This is a genomic window from Streptomyces sp. SID14436 (assembly GCF_010548465.1).
In the GTDB taxonomy this organism is placed as follows: Bacteria; Actinomycetota; Actinomycetes; order Streptomycetales; family Streptomycetaceae; genus Streptomyces.
On sequence record NZ_JAAGMD010000476.1, the window covers coordinates 1 to 19,716 of the forward strand.

The 19,716-nt window shown below is 72.6% G+C and carries 14 protein-coding genes and 1 pseudogene; 7 read left to right on the forward strand and 8 right to left on the reverse strand.

Annotated elements, in window-relative coordinates; translation table 11 throughout:
• Positions 1-97: 97 nt before the first annotated feature.
• Positions 98-790, forward strand: a complete 693-nt coding sequence (locus tag G3I53_RS16180; protein ID WP_203592655.1) for a CoA pyrophosphatase — start codon at positions 98-100, stop codon at positions 788-790.
• A gap of 123 nt (positions 791-913) precedes the next feature.
• Positions 914-2,113: a MarP family serine protease gene (locus G3I53_RS16185; protein ID WP_164338526.1), complete on the forward strand. Its 1,200-nt coding sequence runs from the start codon at positions 914-916 to the stop codon at positions 2,111-2,113.
• 113 nt (positions 2,114-2,226) lie between these two features.
• Here the strand turns inward: G3I53_RS16185 and G3I53_RS33920 are convergent, their stop codons facing one another.
• The 6 genes from G3I53_RS33920 to G3I53_RS16215 form a co-directional block, all read right to left on the reverse strand.
• The gene (locus tag G3I53_RS33920) at positions 2,227-2,412 is read right to left on the reverse strand and encodes a hypothetical protein (RefSeq protein ID WP_164338525.1); all 186 of its coding nucleotides are present in this window, start codon (positions 2,410-2,412) and stop codon (positions 2,227-2,229) included.
• Between the two features lie 127 nt (positions 2,413-2,539).
• On the reverse strand, positions 2,540-3,505 hold the full coding sequence (locus G3I53_RS16195) for an alpha/beta hydrolase (protein ID WP_164338524.1): 966 nt from the start codon (positions 3,503-3,505) through the stop codon (positions 2,540-2,542).
• On the reverse strand, positions 3,502-3,990 hold the full coding sequence (locus tag G3I53_RS16200; protein WP_164338523.1) for a phage holin family protein: 489 nt from the start codon (positions 3,988-3,990) through the stop codon (positions 3,502-3,504). The genes G3I53_RS16195 and G3I53_RS16200 overlap by 4 nt, the downstream gene beginning before the upstream one ends.
• Positions 3,991-4,366: 376 nt before the next feature.
• Positions 4,367-5,803: a Na+/H+ antiporter NhaA gene (gene nhaA, locus G3I53_RS16205; RefSeq protein WP_164338522.1), complete on the reverse strand. Its 1,437-nt coding sequence runs from the start codon at positions 5,801-5,803 to the stop codon at positions 4,367-4,369.
• A gap of 378 nt (positions 5,804-6,181) precedes the next feature.
• On the reverse strand, positions 6,182-8,137 hold the full coding sequence (gene acs / locus G3I53_RS16210; RefSeq protein WP_164338521.1) for an acetate--CoA ligase: 1,956 nt from the start codon (positions 8,135-8,137) through the stop codon (positions 6,182-6,184).
• Positions 8,138-8,324: 187 nt separating this feature from the next.
• A complete protein-coding gene (locus G3I53_RS16215) occupies positions 8,325-10,748 on the reverse strand; it encodes a SulP family inorganic anion transporter (RefSeq protein ID WP_164438479.1) in 2,424 nt (807 codons plus the stop codon).
• Between the two features lie 344 nt (positions 10,749-11,092).
• Here G3I53_RS16215 and G3I53_RS16220 point away from each other — a divergent pair, with 344 nt between their 5' ends.
• Positions 11,093-12,355, forward strand: a complete 1,263-nt coding sequence (locus G3I53_RS16220) for a hypothetical protein (RefSeq protein ID WP_164337216.1) — start codon at positions 11,093-11,095, stop codon at positions 12,353-12,355.
• Between the two features lie 117 nt (positions 12,356-12,472).
• Here the strand turns inward: G3I53_RS16220 and G3I53_RS16225 are convergent, their stop codons facing one another.
• Positions 12,473-13,453 carry an ATP-binding protein gene (locus G3I53_RS16225; RefSeq protein ID WP_203592299.1) on the reverse strand — a complete coding sequence of 327 codons (981 nt, stop codon included), beginning with the start codon at positions 13,451-13,453 and terminating at the stop codon, positions 12,473-12,475.
• Between the two features lie 101 nt (positions 13,454-13,554).
• Here G3I53_RS16225 and G3I53_RS16230 point away from each other — a divergent pair, with 101 nt between their 5' ends.
• Positions 13,555-14,418 carry an oxidoreductase gene (locus tag G3I53_RS16230; protein ID WP_239063927.1) on the forward strand — a complete coding sequence of 288 codons (864 nt, stop codon included), beginning with the start codon at positions 13,555-13,557 and terminating at the stop codon, positions 14,416-14,418.
• Between the two features lie 462 nt (positions 14,419-14,880).
• Here the strand turns inward: G3I53_RS16230 and G3I53_RS16235 are convergent, their stop codons facing one another.
• Positions 14,881-15,726, reverse strand: a complete 846-nt coding sequence (locus G3I53_RS16235) for an HAD-IB family hydrolase (protein WP_164337218.1) — start codon at positions 15,724-15,726, stop codon at positions 14,881-14,883.
• Positions 15,727-16,293: 567 nt separating this feature from the next.
• Between G3I53_RS16235 and ssd the strand changes: the two genes are divergently transcribed.
• The 3 genes and pseudogenes from ssd to G3I53_RS33340 all read left to right on the forward strand — a co-directional run.
• Positions 16,294-17,403 carry a septum site-determining protein Ssd gene (gene ssd / locus G3I53_RS16240; protein ID WP_164438480.1) on the forward strand — a complete coding sequence of 370 codons (1,110 nt, stop codon included), beginning with the start codon at positions 16,294-16,296 and terminating at the stop codon, positions 17,401-17,403.
• A gap of 728 nt (positions 17,404-18,131) precedes the next feature.
• On the forward strand, positions 18,132-19,295 hold the full coding sequence (locus G3I53_RS16245) for a TadA family conjugal transfer-associated ATPase (protein WP_164438481.1): 1,164 nt from the start codon (positions 18,132-18,134) through the stop codon (positions 19,293-19,295).
• Between the two features lie 240 nt (positions 19,296-19,535).
• Positions 19,536-19,716, forward strand: a pseudogene (locus tag G3I53_RS33340) (hypothetical protein); the annotation flags it as partial.

The window sequence follows — 19,716 nt, forward strand, 5'->3', positions numbered from 1 at the left end:
CGCACGCGGCCCGGCCTGAGGGCTCGGCCCGGTCGGCACACGCGGCCCCGCCGGAGGGCGCGGCCCGGGGCGGGCTCGGATGTCGGGGGTGGCGCAGATGCATGTGAGCGGGGCCCGGGACGGCCGGGTGGCGTTCCGGAAGGACGGGCTGCCTCCCTGGCTGGACCCGGTGGCACGGGCGGCGGAGACGGTCGCGCCGCGGCAGCTGAGCCGCTTCCTGCCCCCGGCGGACGGCGCGGGTCGCCAGTCCGCCGTCCTCGTGCTGTTCGGCGAGGGGCACCGCGGCCCGGAGCTGCTGCTGATGGAGCGGGCCAGCTCCCTGCGTTCGCACGCGGGCCAGCCCGCCTTCCCCGGCGGCGCCCTCGACCCCGAGGACGGTGATCCGCAGGCCGACGGGCCGCTGCGGGCCGCGCTCCGCGAGGCGGAGGAGGAGACCGGACTCGATCCGGCCGGGGTGCAGGTGTTCGGCGCGCTGCCGAAGCTGTACATCCCGGTCAGCGGTTTCGTCGTGACCCCGGTGCTGGGCTGGTGGCGCGCCCCGAGCCCGGTCGGGGTGGTCGATCCGAACGAGACGGCGCGCGTCTTCAAGGTCTCCGTGGCGGATCTCACCGATCCGGCCAACCGTGCCACCACGGTCCACCCCAGCGGCCACCGCGGCCCCGCGTTCCTGGTCGAATCCGCCCTCGTGTGGGGGTTCACGGCCGGGATCATCGACCGGCTGCTGCATTTCGCGGGGTGGGAGCGCCCGTGGAACCGGGACAAGCAGGTCCCGCTGGACTGGCGGTCATGACAGGCTGGTCGCCGTGCCGTGCTCTTCGGGGGCCTGCGACGGCGGTGGTGTGCCCACCCTGCCCTCGTTCCCGGATTCCGGCCGTGCGGGACCGACCGGAATGACGAGGCGAGGCTTGAATCGGTGAACGTGCTGGACATCCTGTTGCTGGTCGCCGCCGTGTGGTTCGCGGTCGTCGGCTACCGCCAGGGGTTCGTCGTCGGCATCCTGTCGGTGATCGGGTTCCTGGGCGGCGGTCTCGTCGCCGTCTACGTGCTGCCCGTCATCTGGGACGCGATGACGGACAACGCCGAGGTCAGCACCACCGCCGCCGTCGTCGCGATCGTCGTCGTCATAGTCTGCGCGTCCATCGGCCAGGCCCTGACCACGCATCTCGGCAACAAGCTGCGCCGCTACATCACCTGGTCCCCGGCCCGCGCGCTCGACGCCACCGGCGGCGCCCTGGTCAACGTGGTCGCGATGCTGCTGGTGGCCTGGCTGATCGGCTCGGCCCTCGCCGGGACGACGCTGCCGACGCTCGGCAAGGAGGTCCGCAGCTCCAAGGTGCTGCTCGGCGTCTCACGGGCGCTGCCCGACCAGGCCGACACCTGGTTCGCCGACTTCTCCTCCGTCCTCGCGCAGAACGGCTTCCCGCAGGTCTTCAGCCCGTTCGCCAACGAGCCGATCAAGAACGTCCGGCCGCCCGACCCGGCACTGGCGGGCAGCCCGGTGGCCGCCCGCGCGCAGCGCTCCATCGTCAAGGTGATGGGCACCGCGGTGCGGTGCGGCAAGGTCCTGGAGGGCACCGGTTTCGTCTTCGACAAGCGCCGGGTCATGACCAACGCGCACGTCGTGGGGGGCGTCGACGAACCCACCGTGCAGATAGGCGGCGAGGGCAGGAAGTACGACGCGACCGTCGTCCTCTACGACTGGGAGCGCGACATCGCCGTCCTCGACGTGCCCGACCTCAAGGCGCCCGTGCTGCGGTTCGCGGACGAGGACGCGAGCAGCGGGGACAGCGCGATCGTCGCCGGCTTCCCCGAGAACGGCGCGTACGACGTCCGTTCGGCCCGGGTCCGCGGCCGGATCACGGCCAACGGCCCGGACATCTACCACCGGGGCACGGTCCGCCGCGACGTGTACTCCCTCTACGCGACGGTGCGTCAGGGCAACTCCGGCGGCCCCCTGCTGACGCCCGAGGGCGAGGTCTACGGCGTGGTCTTCGCGAAGTCGCTGGACGACGCGGAGACGGGCTACGCGCTCACCGCGGACGAGATCCAGGAGGACATCGCGAAGGGGCGCAGCGCGAACCAGCAGGTCGACAGCGACAACTGCGCGCTGTAGCCGGCCCGCGGAGGGGCGGCCGCGCATTCCGCTTGCGGGCAGCGGCAGCCGTGCACCCTGGGGGAGCTGAGGGACCGGAGGGGATCGGGACGCCGGTGCGGGCGTCGGGGCGGTCAGCCCCGTGGATGACGCAGGCGGACGGAGACCCAGCGCGCCCGGCGGCGCAGGATGCGCGGAATGCCCACCCGGGGATCCCTCTCTGCTGCCATCTGCGGTGCACCGCCTCGCTGGTGAGAGCCCACACCGCTCGCCGAACGGCGATTGCGGCCTGCGTCACTGTAGTCGTGCGTCCAGCCCATACCCGGACGTCTGCCCCTGACCCATGGTCGATAACCGCCCCACGGGCGCCCAATTGGCCTATGCGCCGGGCAAGTGGCCGTTCGTGGAGCGGGTGTTCACGCGAACGTGCGAGCCGTGTCGCTCCGGTTACCGATCGGGTTCCGGATCCTTCAGCCAATTGATCAGTTCGGTGGAGAAGGCGACCGGGTCCTCCTCGTGCGGGAAGTGCCCGAGTCCGTCGAACAGCCGCCAGCGGTACGGGGCTTCGACGTACTGCCCGGAGCCGGCGGCGCTGCGGGTGCGCACCACCGGGTCGAGGGAGCCGTGCAGATGCAGGGTGGGCACCCGCACCGGCCGCTTCATCCTGCGGTTGAACTGGATGCCGTCCGGCCGGGCCAGCGAGCGCACCATCCAGCGGTACGGCTCGACCGAGCAGTGTGCCGTGGAGGGGATGCACATGGCGCGGCGGTAGACGTCCAGCGCCTCCTCGTCGGCCGGGCGCGGCCCGGACCACTCCCGGATGAGCCGGGCGACGAGTTCCCCGTCGTCGGCCGTGAGCTGCCGCTCGGGCACCCAGGGCCGCTGGAACCCCCAGATGTGGGACAGCGCGGCCGACTGGCGGACGTCGCCGAGCAGGGCGGAGCGCCACCGCCGCGGGTGGGGCATGGACGCGACCGCCAGCCGCCGGACCAGCTTCGGCCGCATCGCGGCGGCCGTCCACGCGAGGTATCCGCCCAGGTCGTGACCGACCAGGGCGGCGTCCGGCTCGCCGAGGGAGCGGACCACCCCGGTGATGTCCAGGGCGAGGTTGGCCGGGTCGTAGCCGCGCGGGGTGCGGTCGCTGCCGCCGACGCCCCGCAGGTCCATGGCGACGGCCCGGAAGCCGGCGTCGGCGAGTGCCGTCATCTGGTGCCGCCAGGTCCACCAGAACTGGGGGAAGCCGTGCAGCAGCAGGACCAGCGGGCCGTCACCGACTTCCGCGATGTGGAAGCGGGCGCCGTTGGCGGCGACGTCCCGGTGGGTCACCTCGGCGCCGCCGGGGACGTCGATACGGACGACCGAGGCGGGTTGCGCCGAGGGTGACTGCGCCGGAGGCGTGGAGGAGCCCGTCATGAGGACGAGCGTGCCACAGCCTCGATGGCTTCGGGGCCCCGGTCCTTCGGCAGGGCGGGCCGCGGGTGCGGCTTGGCCTTCTGCAGCACGCCCGCCGTCTCCTTCACCGAGGCGGCGACCTTCTGCGGGCCGCGGCCCTTCTTGGCCTTCTTCGCGAAGACGATGCCGATCAGCGCGAGAAGCAGCGCGACCAGCACGTTCGCCGCGAAGGACAGCAGGAAGCAGAGCGCGAGGTTCCAGTTGCTCCAGGTGCGGATGCCGTACGCCAGCGCGAAGTTCAGCATCGGCAGGGAGAACAGCAGGATCAGGCCGGCCAGGGACAGGGCCCCGCCGCTCGCCGCTCCCCGCTTCACGTCCTGCTTGAGCTGGGCCTTCGCCAGCGCGATCTCGTCGTGCACCAGGGCCGACATGTCCGCCGTCGCCGAGGCGAACAGCTGTCCGACGCTGCGTTCGGCTCCGACCGGGCTGCCGTCGGGTGCGCTCATCGCGGTCTCCCTCTTCTGCGTACGTACTGCGTGCCGTGGCCACGGTGCAGTCTGCCGTCCGACGGTCCGAGTCGGGTGGTGCCGGGCCGGTCGTCCGTGCACCGGCCGGCACCGGCGGTCGTGCCGGTTGCTCCGGCCGGTGGCCGGCCGCCGGCCATCCCGGCCCGGTGGACCGTTGGCCGTCCCGTCCGGCGGGTCCGTCCCGGCCTCCCGGCCCGGCGGGTCCGTCCCGGCCCGTGCCGTGGGTGGCCGATCCGGTCCGACCGGTCCGGCCGTCGCGTTCCGACCGTTCGTGTCCGACTGCGAGCGCCCGGGCCCGAGGGCCGACCGCTTGCTGCCGGACGGTGTGCTCCCGACTTTGTACCGTCTCGTCAGATCATGCCGGACGGTCGTGCTCCTCGCCTGCCCCGCCCGGCACTTCGGCAAGCCCGTCGCGCGCGGCGGCCTTCTCCTCGGCGAGTCGCCGGTGCTCCTCGGCCTTCCGCTCGTGGATCTCCGCCATGCGCAGGTGGTACGCCGGATCGTCCTCCTCGTAGACGTCCGGTACGCCGCTCAGGTCCTCGTCGCGCTCCTCCTCCTCGGCCAGCCTGCGGTACTTGGCGTTGCGCAGCTTCAGCAGCACGGTGGCCAGGACGGTGGCGATCAGCGAACCGGTCAGGACGGCGGCCTTGGTGCTGTCGGTCAGCGACGCGTCGCCGTCGAAGGCGAGTTCACCGATGAGCAGCGAGACGGTGAAGCCGATACCGGCGAGGCTGGCCACGGCGAAGACGTCCGCCCAGGCGAGTTCGTCGCTGAGCGAGGCCCGGGTGAAGCGGGCGGTGAGCCATGTCCCGCCGAAGATGCCGATCGTCTTGCCGACGACGAGACCGAGGACGACACCCAGGGTCTCCGGAGTGGTGAACACGTCGGCGAGCGCGCCGCCGGACACCGCCACACCGGCGCTGAACAGGGCGAACAGCGGCACCGCCAGGCCCGCTGACAGCGGCCGGATCAGATGCTCCACCCGCTCGCCCGGGGAGGTCTCCTCGCCCTCGCGGCGGTGGCAGCGCAGCATCAGGCCCATGGCGACACCCGCGATGGTGGCGTGGATGCCGCTGTTGTACATCAGACCCCAGATGACCAGCGCGAGGGGCACATAGACGTACCACCCGCGCACGCCCTTGCGGAGCAGGAACCAGAAGAGGCCCAGGCCCAGGGCGGCGCCGCCGAGCGCGGCGAAGTTCAGGCTCTCGGTGAAGAAGACCGCGATGATGAGGATCGCGAAGAGGTCGTCGACGACGGCCAGCGTGAGCAGGAAGGCGCGCAGGGCGCTCGGCAGGGAGGTACCGATCACGGCGAGCACGGCGAGCGCGAAGGCGATGTCGGTGGCGGTGGGCACGGCCCACCCGGCCAGCGAGCCGCCGCCGGCCGAACTGGTGATCGTGTAGACGATGGCCGGTACGGCCATGCCGCACAGCGCGGCGACGACCGGGAGCGCGGCGGCCTTGGGATCGCGGAGGTCGCCCGCGACGAGTTCGCGCTTGAGTTCGACACCGGCGACGAAGAAGAAGATCGCGAGCATGCCGTCGGCGGCCCAGTGCGCCACGGAGAGGTTGAGGCCGAGTGCCTCGGGGCCGAAGTGGAAGTCGCTCACGCTCGTGTAGCTGTCCCCCAGTGCGGGGATGTTCGCCCAGACCAGGGCGGCGACGGCGGCGAGGAGCAGCAGCACACCGCCGACGGTCTCGGTGCGCAGCGCGTCCGTGATGTAGGTGCGCTCGGGCAGCGAGAGGCGGCCGAAAGCCTTGCGGGGGCTGGGGGTGTGGGGCGGGGTCACGGGTGGTTCCTCTGGTCGGTGGGCAGCACGAATCGTGTGCCGACCAGACTTCCCGGCGCTCCATGAAAGAGCCTGCAGCTCGTCTTTTCGGCCAGTTTAGCGACCGGCTCGGCGAGCGCACACAAGGGGCCCGGGGCGGGAGCCTGCGGCCGGCCTCGGTGGCGGGTGGCGGTTGCGGGCCGCCCCCGCGGACGGCGAAGCGCTGCGCCGGCCGGGTGTCCCGGAGCGTGGCCGCCATGTCCGGCGGTCCGCCGGAAGGGCCCGGACGGGCCACAGCGCCAAGGTCATCCCGCGGACGCCCCGGAACGGCGGAGGGCACCCGGTGGTGAAGCCGGGTGCCCTCCGCCGACATTGCTGCCGTCGTGCTGCCGGTTCCGCTCAGTCGTCGCTGGGCGACTGCGGCAGCTTCGCCTGGATGAGGTCCATGACCGTGGAGTCGGTCAGCGTGGTGACGTCACCGAGCTGGCGGTTCTCCGCGACGTCCCGCAGCAGACGGCGCATGATCTTGCCCGAGCGGGTCTTCGGCAGCTCGGCCACCGGCAGGATCCGCTTGGGCTTGGCGATCGGGCCGAGGGTGGCACCGACGTGGTTGCGCAGCTCGGCGACCAGGTCCTCGGTCTCCGCCGCTGTGCCGCGCAGGATGACGAAGGCGACGATCGCCTGCCCGGTCGTCTCGTCGGCCGCACCGACCACGGCCGCCTCGGCGACCGACGGGTGGGAGACGAGCGCCGACTCGACCTCCGTGGTGGAGATGTTGTGCCCCGACACCAGCATCACGTCGTCGACCCGGCCGAGCAGCCAGATGTCGCCGTCGTCGTCCCGCTTGGCACCGTCGCCCGCGAAGTACTTGCCCTCGAAGCGGGACCAGTAGGTGTCGATATACCGCTGGTCGTCGCCCCAGACGGTGCGCAGCATCGACGGCCACGGCTCGGTGACCACGAGGTAGCCACCGCCGCCGCTGGGCACCTCGTTGCCCTCGTCGTCGACGACGGTCGCCGCGATGCCGGGCAGCGCGGTCTGGGCGGAGCCGGGCTTGGCGTCGGTCACCCCGGGCAGCGGCGAGATCATGATGCCGCCGGTCTCCGTCTGCCACCAGGTGTCCACCACCGGGGTGCGGTCCCCGCCGATGTTCTTGCGGTACCAGATCCACGCCTCGGGGTTGATCGGCTCACCCACGGAGCCGAGGATCCGCAGTGACGACAGGTCGAACTTGGCGGGGATGTCGTCGCCCCACTTCATGAACGTCCGGATCGCGGTGGGCGCGGTGTAGAGGATGGTCACGCCGTACTTCTGGACGATCTCCCAGAAGCGCCCCTGGTGCGGGGTGTCGGGCGTGCCCTCGTACATGACCTGGGTCGCGCCGTTGGCCAGCGGGCCGTAGACGATGTACGAGTGACCGGTCACCCAGCCGATGTCGGCCGTGCACCAGAACACGTCCTTCTCGGGCTTGAGGTCGAATACGGACCAGTGGGTGTACGCCGTCTGGGTGAGGAAGCCGCCGGAGGTGTGCAGGATGCCCTTCGGCTTCCCGGTGGTGCCGGACGTGTAGAGGATGAACAGCGGGTGCTCGGCGCCGAACGCCTCCGGCGTGTGCTCGCTGCTCTGCCGGCCGACCAGGTCGTGCCACCAGATGTCGCGGCCCTCGGTCCAGGCGACGTCCTGGCCGGTGCGGCGGACGACGAGGACGTGCTCGACGATGTCGGCCCGGCCGGCCGCCTCGTCCACGGCCGGCTTCAGGGCGGAGGGCTTGCCGCGGCGGTAGCCGCCGTCGGCGGTGATGACGACCCTGGCGTTCGCGTCCTGGATGCGGGTGGCGAGGGCGTCGGCCGAGAAGCCGCCGAAGACCACGGAGTGGGCGGCGCCGATGCGGGCGCAGGCCAGCATCGCCACGACGGCCTCGGGGATCATCGGCAGGTAGACCGCGACCCGGTCGCCCTTCTCGACTCCCAGCTCCCGCAGGGCGTTGGCCGCCCGGGACACCTCGTCCTTGAGCTGGGCGTAGGTGAGGGTGCGGCTGTCGCCCGGCTCGCCCTCGAAGTGGATGGCGACCCGGTCGCCGTTGCCGGCCTCGACGTGGCGGTCGACGCAGTTGTAGGCGACGTTGAGTTCGCCGTCCTGGAACCACTTGGCGAACGGCGGGTTCGACCAGTCGAGCGTTTCGGTGGGCTCCTTGGCCCAGGTCAGCCGGCGGGCCTGCTCGGCCCAGAAGCCGAGCCTGTCAGCCTTGGCACTTTCGTACGCCTCGGCCGTGACGTTGGCGTTGGCGGCCAGGTCAGCGGGCGGCGCGAAGCGACGCTCCTCCTTCAAAAGGTTGGCCAGGCTTTCGTTGCTCACGGCATCTGCCTTTCCCGGGGGTGTCCGTTGTGTCCCAGGCCACAGCTCATCAGAACCGGGGGTGCCATGACAAGGGTCGACGGCAAAATGGTTTAGACCTATTGCGGTGGTCGGATGCTTCCGCGGCCAAGGGGTCACCGGTACCCACGGACGCCGGGGCCCGGAGGTTCAGGGTGTGTAACGCCTCTCACACCGGAAGGGACCCCTCACCTGGCAGATCGGCCGCCCGGACCCGGTCGAAGACCCGGGTGCAGCCGGCTTCGGTGAGCAGGTACGCCTGGGCCCCGGCCACGTCGAAGTACATCCCGTGCACCTCCAGCCGTCCCTCCTTCACGGCACGGGCGACCGACGGGTGGGCGCCCAGATGGTCCAGCTGCTGGACCACGTTGCTCAGGCAGAGCCGCTCGACGGCGTCGCCGGGTGTGCTCCCGGCCAGCCGCTCGCCCGGCCCGTCCGGGCCGCCCAGACGCTCCAGGCTGGGCCGGCCGTGCCGCAGCCACCGGCCCAGCGGGGTGCACGCGCCCTGCGGCCGGGAGTCGAGCAGCGCCTGCATCGCCCCGCAGCCGGAGTGCCCGCACACGGTGATGGACCGGACCGCCAGCACCTCCACTGCGTACTCGAGGGCCGCCGCGACCGAGTCGTCGCCGCTCTCCTCGCCGGGCGGCGGCACGAAGTTGCCCACGTTGCGCACCACGAAGAGGTCCCCCGGACCGCTGGCGGTGATCATCGAGGTGACCAGCCGCGAGTCGGCGCAGGTCAGGAACAGCTGCGCGGGCCGCTGCCCCTCGCGTGCCAGCCGGGCGAGCTCCTCACGCACCAGGGGAGCGGTGTCCCGCTGGAACGCGCTGATGCCCCGCACCAGCTCCCGCGCGTGGCCGCCGGTCCGCTCCGGCCTGGCTGCGTCGGGCGGCTGCGGCGCGGTGCCGGGGAGGGGCTCGGTGGGCGGCCGCTCGCACTGGTGGTTGCGCCAGGCCGTCCAGGGCCGGCAGCGGCAGCCGCTGTCCGGGGTGCCGCCGGTCTGCCGCCCGCCGGGCGTGGGGTGCCCGGCCAGGTCCCCCGGCTCCGCGATCCGCAGTCCGGCACGGCGGCCGGTGATCTCCACGGTGCCGCCCCGCGCGCGGTGGGTGCTCTGCCAGTCGTGCAGCGCCTCGTACGCGGCGTGGTCCATGAACGACCCGTCCAGCGCCACGACGGTGTCGGCCCCCGGCGGGACGAGGTGCAGGGCCCGGCTCAGGCGCGGTACGGCGAGGAACGTCAACTGCCCGCGGACGTGGACATGATGGGTGCCTCCCTTCTCCTCGTGGGTGATGCGGGTACGGGTGAGACGGTGCAGTGCCACGGCGACGGCCACGGCGATGCCCAGGACGACACCCTCCAGGACGCCCAGGGACACCACGCCGAGGGTGGTGACGGCGTAGACGAGGACCTCGCGGTGGCGGGTCACCGTGCGGATGTGGTGCAGGGACACCATCTGGATGCCGACGGCCATCACCAGGGCGGCGAGCGAGGCGAGCGGGATGAGCTCCAGGAGAGGGACCATCAGCAGCGCGGCGATCACTACGAGAACGCCGTGCAGCATCGTGGAGTTCCGGCTCACGGCACCGGCGCGGACATTCGCCGAACTGCGCACGGCGACCCCCGCCACGGGCAGGCCGCCGAGGGACCCGGAGACGATGTTGGCGGCGCCCTGACCGAGGAGTTCACGGTCCAGGTCGGAGCGCTTGACGTGCTGCGGACCGGGGCGCGCCGAGGCCAGCTTGTCGACGGCGACCGCGCCGAGCAGGGACTGCACGCTGCACACCAGCGTGGTGGTGAGGACGGCGGCGACGAGGCCGAGGACGGGCCCCTCGGGCAGCCCGGCGAGGGCGTGGCTGCGCCAGGACGGCAGGTCGACCTGGGTCAGGGCGAGGCCCGCGGCGGACGCGACGGCGGTGGCCCCGGTGACGGCGACGAGCGCGGCCGGGATCCTGCGCAGGAAGCGGCCGATCCGGCCCGGGAGCCGTGGCCAGAACAGCAGGAGCGTCAGGGTGAGCAGGCTCGCCGAGACCGCGGCCGGGTCGAAGTCCGCCAACTGGGCGGGCAGCGCGCGGAGGTTGTCGGGCACGGAGCTCTGCGGGGTGCCGCCGAGGACGATGTGCACCTGGGCGACGGCGATGGTGACGCCGATGCCGGCGAGCATGCCGTGCACGATCGCGGGGCTGACGGCGAGCGCGCCGCGGGCCACCCGCAGGCAGCCCAGGCCCAGCTGGGCGAGGCCGGCGAGGACGGTGATGGCGCAGGTGGTGCGCCAGCCGTAGCGCTGGATGAGGTCGGCGGTGACGACGGTGAGTCCGGCGGCCGGGCCGCTGACCTGGAGGGGGGAACCGCCGAGCAGTCCGGCGACGAGGCCGCCCACGGCGGCGGCGACCAGGCCGGCCTGGAGCGGCGCGCCGGTGGCGAGGGCGATGCCGAGGGACAGGGGGAGGGCGATGAGGAAGACCGCGATCGAGGCCGACACGTCGGCGCCCGCGATGCGCGGGCGGCGCGGTCCGGTCGGCGGCGGGCTGTGGGGCGGGTGGGCGCGCTCGGTCCGGTTCAGGTCGGCGGCGCGGGCGGGGACGCAGGCTGACATGTTCCCGTCTCCTCGGGTCTGCGCGGTCGCGGAACGGGGTGCTCCGCGCTGCGGCGGGGCTGATCACGGCCGTGGGGCACAGCGGCGCAACGGCGGGCGAGTGCGCACACACTGCCAACTAGCGGTAAACGGATCGTAATGCGGAGTAAAAGGCAGATAGTGGCTTTCCCGGCATACAGCCCAAGGAATCACTCACGGGAGTGAAGTGCCCATTTCATCGGCTTGTCGTACTAATTCCTTCTCGCTCGCGTGCGACGTTGGCGGCGCTGCCGGAGTGGCCGTGGCAGCACCAGACATCACCCTCACCAGGGTTGGTCCGAGAGAAGGAAGAAGGTGGGCGGAAGATGGCCGCCACCCACAGGATCGCAGCGGGCGCCGTGATCGTCGCGGTCTGCGCCGCCTCACTCGCCGGTTGCGGGACCGACACCGAGAACACCGGAAAGGAGCGGGAGAAGGCCAAGCCGGCCCCGGCACCGAAGAACGTGGTCCGGCTGATCGGCGACGGTTCCACCGCCTACACCGGAGCCCAGCCGCACCTGACCGAGCCCGAGCGGCTGAAGCCGGGCGAGAAGCCGCCGCAGTTCGTCGTCTTCTCGTGGGACGGCGCGGGCGAGGACAGCCAGAAGCTCTTCTCGCACTTCCGCAAGGTCGCCAAGGAGAACAACGCGACCATGACGTACTTCCTGAGCGGCGTGTACATGCTGCCGGAGGAGAAGCGCGACCTGTACCGCCCGCCGCAGCACTCGCCGGGCCGCTCCGACATCGGCTTCAACGACGCGCAGGGCATCGCCGACACGGTGAAGCAGCTGCGCCTGGCGTGGCTCGAGGGCAACGAGATCGGCACCCACTTCAACGGCCACTTCTGCGGCAGCGGCGGCGGCGTCGGCGAGTGGTCGGTTGCGGACTGGAAGGACGAGATCTCCCAGGCCAAGTGGTTCGTGAAGACCTGGAAGACCAACACCGGCGTGAAGAACGCGGCCCCGCTCCCCTTCGACTACGACAAGGAGCTCATCGGCGCCCGGACCCCCTGCCTGGAGGGCCAGAAGAACTTCATGAAGGCCGCCCGCGACCTGGGGATGCGCTACGACACCAGCGGCGTGAACAACCAGGTCTGGCCGAAGAAGAAGGACGGCCTGTGGGATCTCTCGCTCCAGCTGGTGCCCTTCCCCGGGCGGTCCTTCGAGACGCTGTCCATGGACTACAACTACATGGTCAACCAGTCCGGCACGACCACCCAGGGCGACCCCGCCAAGCACGACCAGTGGGGTGACGAGATGCGGGACTCCCTGCTGCGCGGCTTCGACCGGGCCTACAACGGCAACCGGGCGCCGCTGATCATCGGCAACCACTTCGAGTCCTGGAACGGCGGCACCTACATGCGGGCCGTGGAGGAGGTCGTCGAGACGGTGTGCACCAAGTCCGAGGTGCGCTGCGTCTCCTTCCGCCAGCTCGTCGACTGGCTGGACGCCCAGGACCCGAAGACCCTCGAGAAGCTGCGCGGTCTGGGCGTGGGCGAGGCCCCGAAGAAGGACTGGAAGACCTTCCTGGCCGCTGCCCCCGCCCCGGCCCCGAAGGGCGTCCCCGGGGCCCCGGCGGCGAAGGACTGACCGGCTGAGCACCGGCCGGACCGCTTCGGCGTCTCCGGCCGGTCCGGCCGGTCCGCTGCGGTCAGATGCGGTGCCGGCGGATTCGGTCGCCCCGGGGTCTGGCCCCGGGGCGGCCGCTCACGCGGTGGCGGTGACGCTCTCGCCGAGCACGAAGGAGGGGTCGACCTGCGCCGCCAGGTCGGCCCCGGTGCGCTCGTTGCCCCACGACTGGGCGTTCTTGAGGTGGAAGTGCACCATCTGGCGCATGTAGCGCTCCCGGTCGCGCCGTTCGTAGGTCGCGTCGACGGCCTCGCGCAGCACGCGCAGGGCCCGGCGGTTGGGCTCCTCCAGGAGGTCGAACCGGGGCGGGCGGCCCTTCTCCAGCGCGCGCACCCAGTCGGAGTGCCCCATCGTCACCAGCAGGTCGTCCCCGGCCTCGGCCCGCAGGAAGTCGAGGTCGTCCGGCCCCTGCACCTTGTTGCCGACCACCTTCAGGGCGACGCCGAAGTCGCGGGCGTACTCCTTGTACTGGCGGTAGACGGAGACGCCCTTCCGGGTCGGCTCGGCCACGAGGAACGTGAGGTCGAAGCGGGTGAACATGCCGGAGGCGAAGGAGTCCGAACCCGCCGTCATGTCCACCACGACGTAGTCGTCGGGGCCGTCCACCAGGTGGTTCAGGCACAGCTCCACCGCCCCGGTCTTGGAGTGGTAGCAGGCGACCCCCAGGTCGGCGTCGGTGAAGGGGCCGGTGACCATCAAACGGGCGGCACCGCCGTCGAGTTCCACGGGCCGCGCGCACGCGTCGTAGACCGGGTTGTCCTCGCGCACCCGCAGCAGCCGGGACCCCTCACCGGGCGGCGTCGTCTTGATCATCGTCGCCGTCGACGCGATGCGCGGGTTGGTGCCCCGTAGGTAGTCCTTGATCAGCGGCAGGTGCTCGCCCATCGCGGGCAGCGCGGCGGCCTCCTCCTCGGTCAGGCCGAGGGCGGGCCCCAGATGCTGGTTGATGTCCGCGTCGACCGCCAGGACCGAGGCTGACTCGGCCACGAGGTGGCGGATGAACAGGGAGGACAGAGTGGTCTTCCCGCTGCCGCCCTTCCCGACGAAAGCAATTTTCATGTTCACCAAGCGTAGTGGCGCGATAGCTGTATGTGGCACACCGGCGTGAAGAAGACCACTCCAAGGTGGGCCGGACGCTCGGGGTGCGTAGGGTCGTACCCATGAGTACGACAGGTGCGTCCGCTGGTCCTCCGTCCGGCTCCCGCCAGAGTGCGGGCGGCGGGGATCCCTTGGCGGCCCTGGGCTCCCTGCCCGGTGTGGCCGACTCGGTGGAGTCCGTGCGCAAGGCCGTCGACCGGGTCTACGGGCACCGGGTCATGCGGCGGCGCAGCAACGAGATCACGTCCGAGGCGGCGCTGCGCGGCGCGCGCGGCTCGGCCGCGCTCGGCGGCGCGGACTGGGCCCTGGAGGAGGTGCGGCGACGCACCGACTTCAGCGGTGACGACGAGGCGCGCACGGTGGGCGCGGCGCTGCGGCTGACCGCCGAGGCGGGGCAGTTGCTGTCCATCTGGCGGCAGTCACCCCTGCGGGTGCTGGCCCGGCTCCACCTGGTGGCCGCCGCCGACAAGGCGGAGTTCGTCGGCCGTCCCCGCAGGGAGGGCGAGCAGGTCGAGGAGCCGGGAATCGAGCTGCCCGTGCCCGGCGCGGCGGAGGCGCACGGACGGCTGGAGGGCCTGTCGGACCTGATCATCGCGGGCGGGTCCGCTCCGGCGCTCGTGACGGCCGCCGTGGTGCACGGCGAACTCCTCGCACTGCGCCCCTTCGTCTCGCACAACGGCCTGGTCGCCCGCACCGCCGAGCGGATCGTCCTGGTCGGCAGCGGGCTGGACCCGAAGTCGGTGTGCCCGGCCGAGGTGGGCCATGCCGAGCTGGGCCGCGAGGCGTATCTGACGGCCCTGGAGGGCTACGTGTCGGGTACACCCGAGGGCATGGCCGCCTGGATCGCCCACTGCGGACGTGCGATCGAACTGGGGGCGCGCGAGTCGACGGCGGTGTGCGAGGCCCTGCAGCGCGGAGCGGCCTGACGCGGGCGCAGCACAGGGCCCCCGCGCGCCCGGGGAGCGGTGGTGGCGTGGCACAGAGATGCGGCGGTACGAATGCTCGTACCGCCGCTGGCATGTCCACCGGGTTACCAAGCGTCCTCGTTATGTGCCCATCAGGTCGGGTACTTTGCCCGTCACCTGGTGCGGCTGGCCCGTAATCGACGGGTCGACGTCGCGTGGGTGCCTGGTGGCCATGCTCGGTCCGTGGGGCCTGATGCGTGGTGTGGGTGATCCTCTCGGATGTCCCTGGTCTCGCGGGCCGTAAATCCTTTGTACTCCAGGTCCGAAGGAAGCGGAAGTCCTGGCCGTACTTCTTTACTTTTGGGTTCAAATGGGCGCCAATCGGGCGCGTAATTCCGCAGTGCGTTCCGACTTCGCGCCCGTGTCCCCGGCGGGCTCCGAAGCGCCGGGCGGCACTGCGGAATTCCCGCCGGTGACGGGCGCTCAGGCCACGGTCGCCCGCCGCCGGCTGGCGTACCAGACCAGTCCCGCGGTGGCGGCGGCCGCGCCTATGGCGGCGGCGGCCACGAGCGCGGGGCGCGGCGGCACGGACAGGGCGGGCAGGCGCTGCTTGAGGCGCACCGGCCGGTGGAAGTCCAGGATCGGCCACTCACGCGCGAGAGCCTCCCGGCGCAGCGCCCGGTCCGGATTCACCGCGTGCGGATGTCCGACGGCCTCCAGCATCGGTACGTCGGTCACCGAGTCGCTGTAGGCGTAGCAGCGGTCGAGGTCGTACCCCTCGGACTCGGCCAGCTCCCGCACGGCCTCCGCCTTCGTCGGGCCGTACGCGTAGTACTCCACCTCCCCGGTGAAGCACCCGTCGTCGCCCACCACCATGCGGGTGGCCACGACCCGGTCCGCGCCCAGCAGTTCCCCGATCGGCTCGACCACCTCGGCGCCGGAGGTGGACACGATGACCACGTCCCGGCCCGCCGAGTGGTGCTCCTCGATGAGGGTGGCGGCCTCGTCGTAGATGATGGGGTCGATGAGATCGTGCAGCGTCTCCGCGACGATCTCCTTGACCTGCTGCACGTTCCAGCCGCGGCACAGCGCGGACAGGTACTTGCGCATGCGTTCCATCTGGTCGTGATCGGCGCCGCCGGCCAGGAAGACGAACTGGGCATATGCGGTACGCAAGACCGCCCTGCGGTTGATCAGACCGCCTTGGTAGAAGGACTTGCTGAACGTGAGCGTGCTCGACTTCGCAATGACCGTCTTGTCCAGATCAAAGAAGGCCGCTGTGCGGGGCAAGGAGTGGTTTTCCACGCCCCGAGCATAGGCGCAGCCCATTCGGCGTAAGGTGGGGCGCGTGGGTTTGCCTGAGAAGGCTCTCGGGTACACCATGGAAGTCACGGATCGTTCGCGACCGTGCTAACCCGGCCCGACTCCTCCCCCCCCGAGTCGGCCGTGGGGACGACCCCCGCTCTCCCCCCCGGCGGGGGTCGTCGCATGTCCGGATACTTTTCCGCCCCCTTCGCGCACCTCGGCGCGCCTCCCTGCCTCACCGCAGGGGAGCGGTTTGGCATGCCCATGATCTGTCACGCTGTGTAGCGCTCAGGCTGCTCTACGGAAGTCGGACAGCAGGGGTGCCCGACTCACCGGTATGGGTGACGGCTGTATTCACAGCCCCCGATTTGTCCACAGTTCTCGACCAAGATCCACTCGATTTTCCGGAGCGCTGCATCGTGTTTCCGACGCGGCCGTCCGAGGCGAGTTCACGGCCGGATGTGTATGTCGAGCCGCGTTTGGCCGGTTTCCGTCGGATCTCCGTATGAGAGGGCGCTTTCCGGCACTTCACACGTAGGGACTTCGCGCAGCCGGAGGCGCCGCGCGATCCGCAGAGCAAGGGGGACGACCATGGCTGGAACCGTCGCACACGACCCGCCGCCGCCCGAGACCGGAGGAGACCGGCAGGGCGGCCCGCTGATCGTCACCGAGGATGCCGGGCTGCTGGACGACCTGCTGCGCCTGTGCGCGGCCGCCGGTGCCACGCCGGAGGTCCACCACGGCCTGCCGGAACGCAGGGGGAGCTGGGAGGCGGCTCCGCTGGTCATCGTCGGGGACGACGCAGCCCGCAGGGTGCGCGGCGCCGCACGCCGGCGCGGGGTGGTGCTGGTCGGGCGCGACCAGGACGACTCGGGTGTCTGGCGACGCGCCGTCGAGATCGGCGCCGACCACGTCCTGATGCTTCCCGACGGGGAGCAGTGGCTGGTCGACCGCATCGCCGACGTCGCCGAGGGCGTCGGCCGGCCCGCGCTCACCGTGGGCGTCATCGGCGGCCGGGGCGGGGCCGGGGCGTCCACCCTCGCGTGCGCCCTCGCCGTCACCTCCGCACGGGAAGGGCTGCGCACCCTGCTCGTGGACGCGGATCCCCTGGGCGGCGGGCTCGACGTCGTCCTGGGCGGAGAGTCGGCCGACGGGCTGCGCTGGCCCGCGTTCGCCGCCTCACGCGGTCGGGTCGGTGGCGGCGCCCTGGAGGAGTCACTGCCCGAGATGCACTCGCTGCGGGTGCTCAGCTGGGATCGCGGCGACTGCGTGGCCGTACCGCCGCAGGCCGTCCGCGCGGTGCTCGCCGCCGCCCGCCGCGGCGGGGGCACGGTCGTCGTCGACCTGCCGCGCCGTGTCGACGACGGGGTCGCCGAGGCCCTCGCCCAGATCGACCTCGGGCTTCTCGTGGTCCCCGGCGAGCTGCGCGCCGTCGCCGCGGCCGGACGGGTCGCCTCCGCCGTGGGCATGGTGGTGCGCGACCTGCGCGTGGCGGTGCGGGGGCCGTACGCGCCCGGCCTCGACGACCGCGAAGTGGCCCGGCTGCTCGGGCTGCCCCTCGTGGGTGACGTGCCCGTCGACCCCGACCTGCGGCGTGGTCACGAGGCGGGCCGGCCGCCGGGTGCCTCGCCCCGGAGCCCGCTGGCCCGCTTCTGCAAGGAGTTCTGGGAGCGCGTGCTGGTGGAGGCGAGGGCGGCATGAGGGCGGGGGAACAGGGGGTGCCCGGGAGCAGTGGGACACGGCGGCCGGACGCTTCCGAGGGCAGTCGCCGGAGGGTGGGTGAGCGGGGAACGCGTGCCCGCGGCGGGGGTGCGAGCGGGCCGCCGTCCGGGCCGAGCCGGGAGGGGCCGGCGGGTGTTGTGGTGGGGCGTGGCGCTCGGGTGCTGGTGTGGGCGGGGGCACGGCCGGGGGCCGGGGCGGCATCCGCGGGGAGGACGGTCGGCGGGGCGCTGAACGCCGACGTCAGGGGCGTGGAGGTGAGGCGCGCCGGAGCAAGGGGCGCTGTGGCCGGGGCGGGTCCGGCCGGCGGAGCGCGGCACGTCGACGTGCGGGGCTTGGGGACGAGGTGCGCCGGCACCAGGGGCGCCACGGCGGGGGCCGGTCCGGTCGGCGGGGCGTGTGAGGGCGGGGAACTCGGCGAACCCGGTGAACTCGGCGACAAGGCGCGAGGAGAGGGGTCCGCGGGGCTTTGGTCCGCGTGGTCCGGGTCGGGGCGCCCACCGCAGCCCCGGGTGCCGTCCCCATCTCCGTCCCCGTCCCCATCTCCGTCCCCGCGTCCGCCCGTGTCCGCGCCTCTGCCGCTGTCCAAAGCGCCGTTCTCGGTGGCTCCGTCGCTGCCTTCGGGGCCGTCCGACGGCGGGCGCAGGCCGGGACGCGGGGCGGGCGAGGGGACGCGGGGCGGGCGAGGCGGGGGGCAGGGCGGTGACACGGTGGTGGCTCCCGGGCTGCTCGACGGGGTCCGGCGATGGCTGGCCGAGAGCGGGGCCGAACCGACCCCCGCGCGGGTCGCACAGGCACTGCGGGACCAGGGGCGGGTGCTGGGAGACGCCGAAGTGCTCTGGGCCGCGCAGCAGTTGCGGTCCGAGCTGGTCGGCAGCGGCCCGCTGGAGCCGCTGCTCGCCGATCCGTCCGTGACCGACGTGCTGGTGTCGGCACCGGACCGGGTCTGGGTGGACCGGGGCGGGGGCCTGGAGCTCACGGGCGTCCGCTTCCCCGACGCCCCGGCCGTACGGCGTCTGGCGCAACGGCTCGCCGCCGTGGCCGGCCGCCGCCTGGACGACGCCCGCCCCTGGGCTGACGCCCGGCTGCCCGACGGCACGCGGCTGCACGCCGTTCTTCCGCCGGTCGCCGTCGGCTGTGCCTGCCTCTCCCTGCGGGTGGTGCGGCCCCGCGCGTTCACGCTCGACGAGCTGGTGGCGGCCGGGACGGTCCCGCCCGGTGGTGACCGGATTCTGCGGGCGCTGCTGGAGGCGCGGTTGTCGTTCCTGGTCAGTGGCGGTACGGGATCGGGGAAGACGACGCTGCTCAGCGCCCTGCTCGGGCTGGCCGGGCCGGACGAGCGGCTCGTCCTGGCAGAGGACTCGGCAGAACTGCGGCCCGACCACCCGCACGTCGTCCGCCTGGAGACCCGGCCCGCCAACCAGGAGGGGGCGGGCCTCGTCACCCTCGAGGACCTGGTGCGGCAGGCGCTGCGGATGCGGCCGGACCGGCTGGTCGTCGGCGAGGTCCGCGGCTCGGAAGTGGTCCATCTGCTGGCCGCCCTGAACACCGGTCACGACGGCTCGGGGACCGTGCACGCCAACGCGGCGGCCGACGTGCCCGCCCGGCTGGAAGCCCTCGGTACGGCGGCCGGGCTGGACCGGCTCGCGCTGCACAGTCAGGTCGCCGCCGCGCTGTCCGTGGTGCTCCACCTGGCGCGTGACCGCTCCGGACGGCGGCGGATCGCGGAGGTGCACGTCCTGGAGCGGGACCCGTCGGGACTCGTCCGGACCGTGCCCGCCCTGCGGTGGGGACCGGAGGCGTTCATCCCGGAACGGGGCTGGGAGCGGCTGCGGGGGCTGCTCCGGAACCCGTACGCCGACGTCGGTCTGTGAGACCGGTGCGGCGGCGGACGCCCGCCCGCACGAACCCGGGCCGCAGGACCTGAGGAGGCAGGTCCGAGCCGTTCAGGGGTGCGGCGGCGGGTCGCGCCACGAGCGAGCGGCAGCCGCGGAGTACTGGTCCACGAAGTCCGCGAAGTCCGCGAAGTCCGCGAAGTCCGCGAAATCCGTGAAGTCCACGACGTGCACGAGAACTCCTGTGCCGAGCACAGGTGGTGAGAGGAGGGATCAGGAATGTACGGCACGACCGGAGTGGCGGCGGGAGCGGCCACGGCCTGCCTGGGTGCCGCGGTGTGGCTGCTGGGCGGGGGCCGGGCAGGGCGGGCCCGGTTGCTGCCCGCCGGAGCGTTGCCGGCGGACAGCGGCCCACGGGGCTGGCCCCGCGCCGTCCGCGAGTGGCGACGGATCCGCGGGC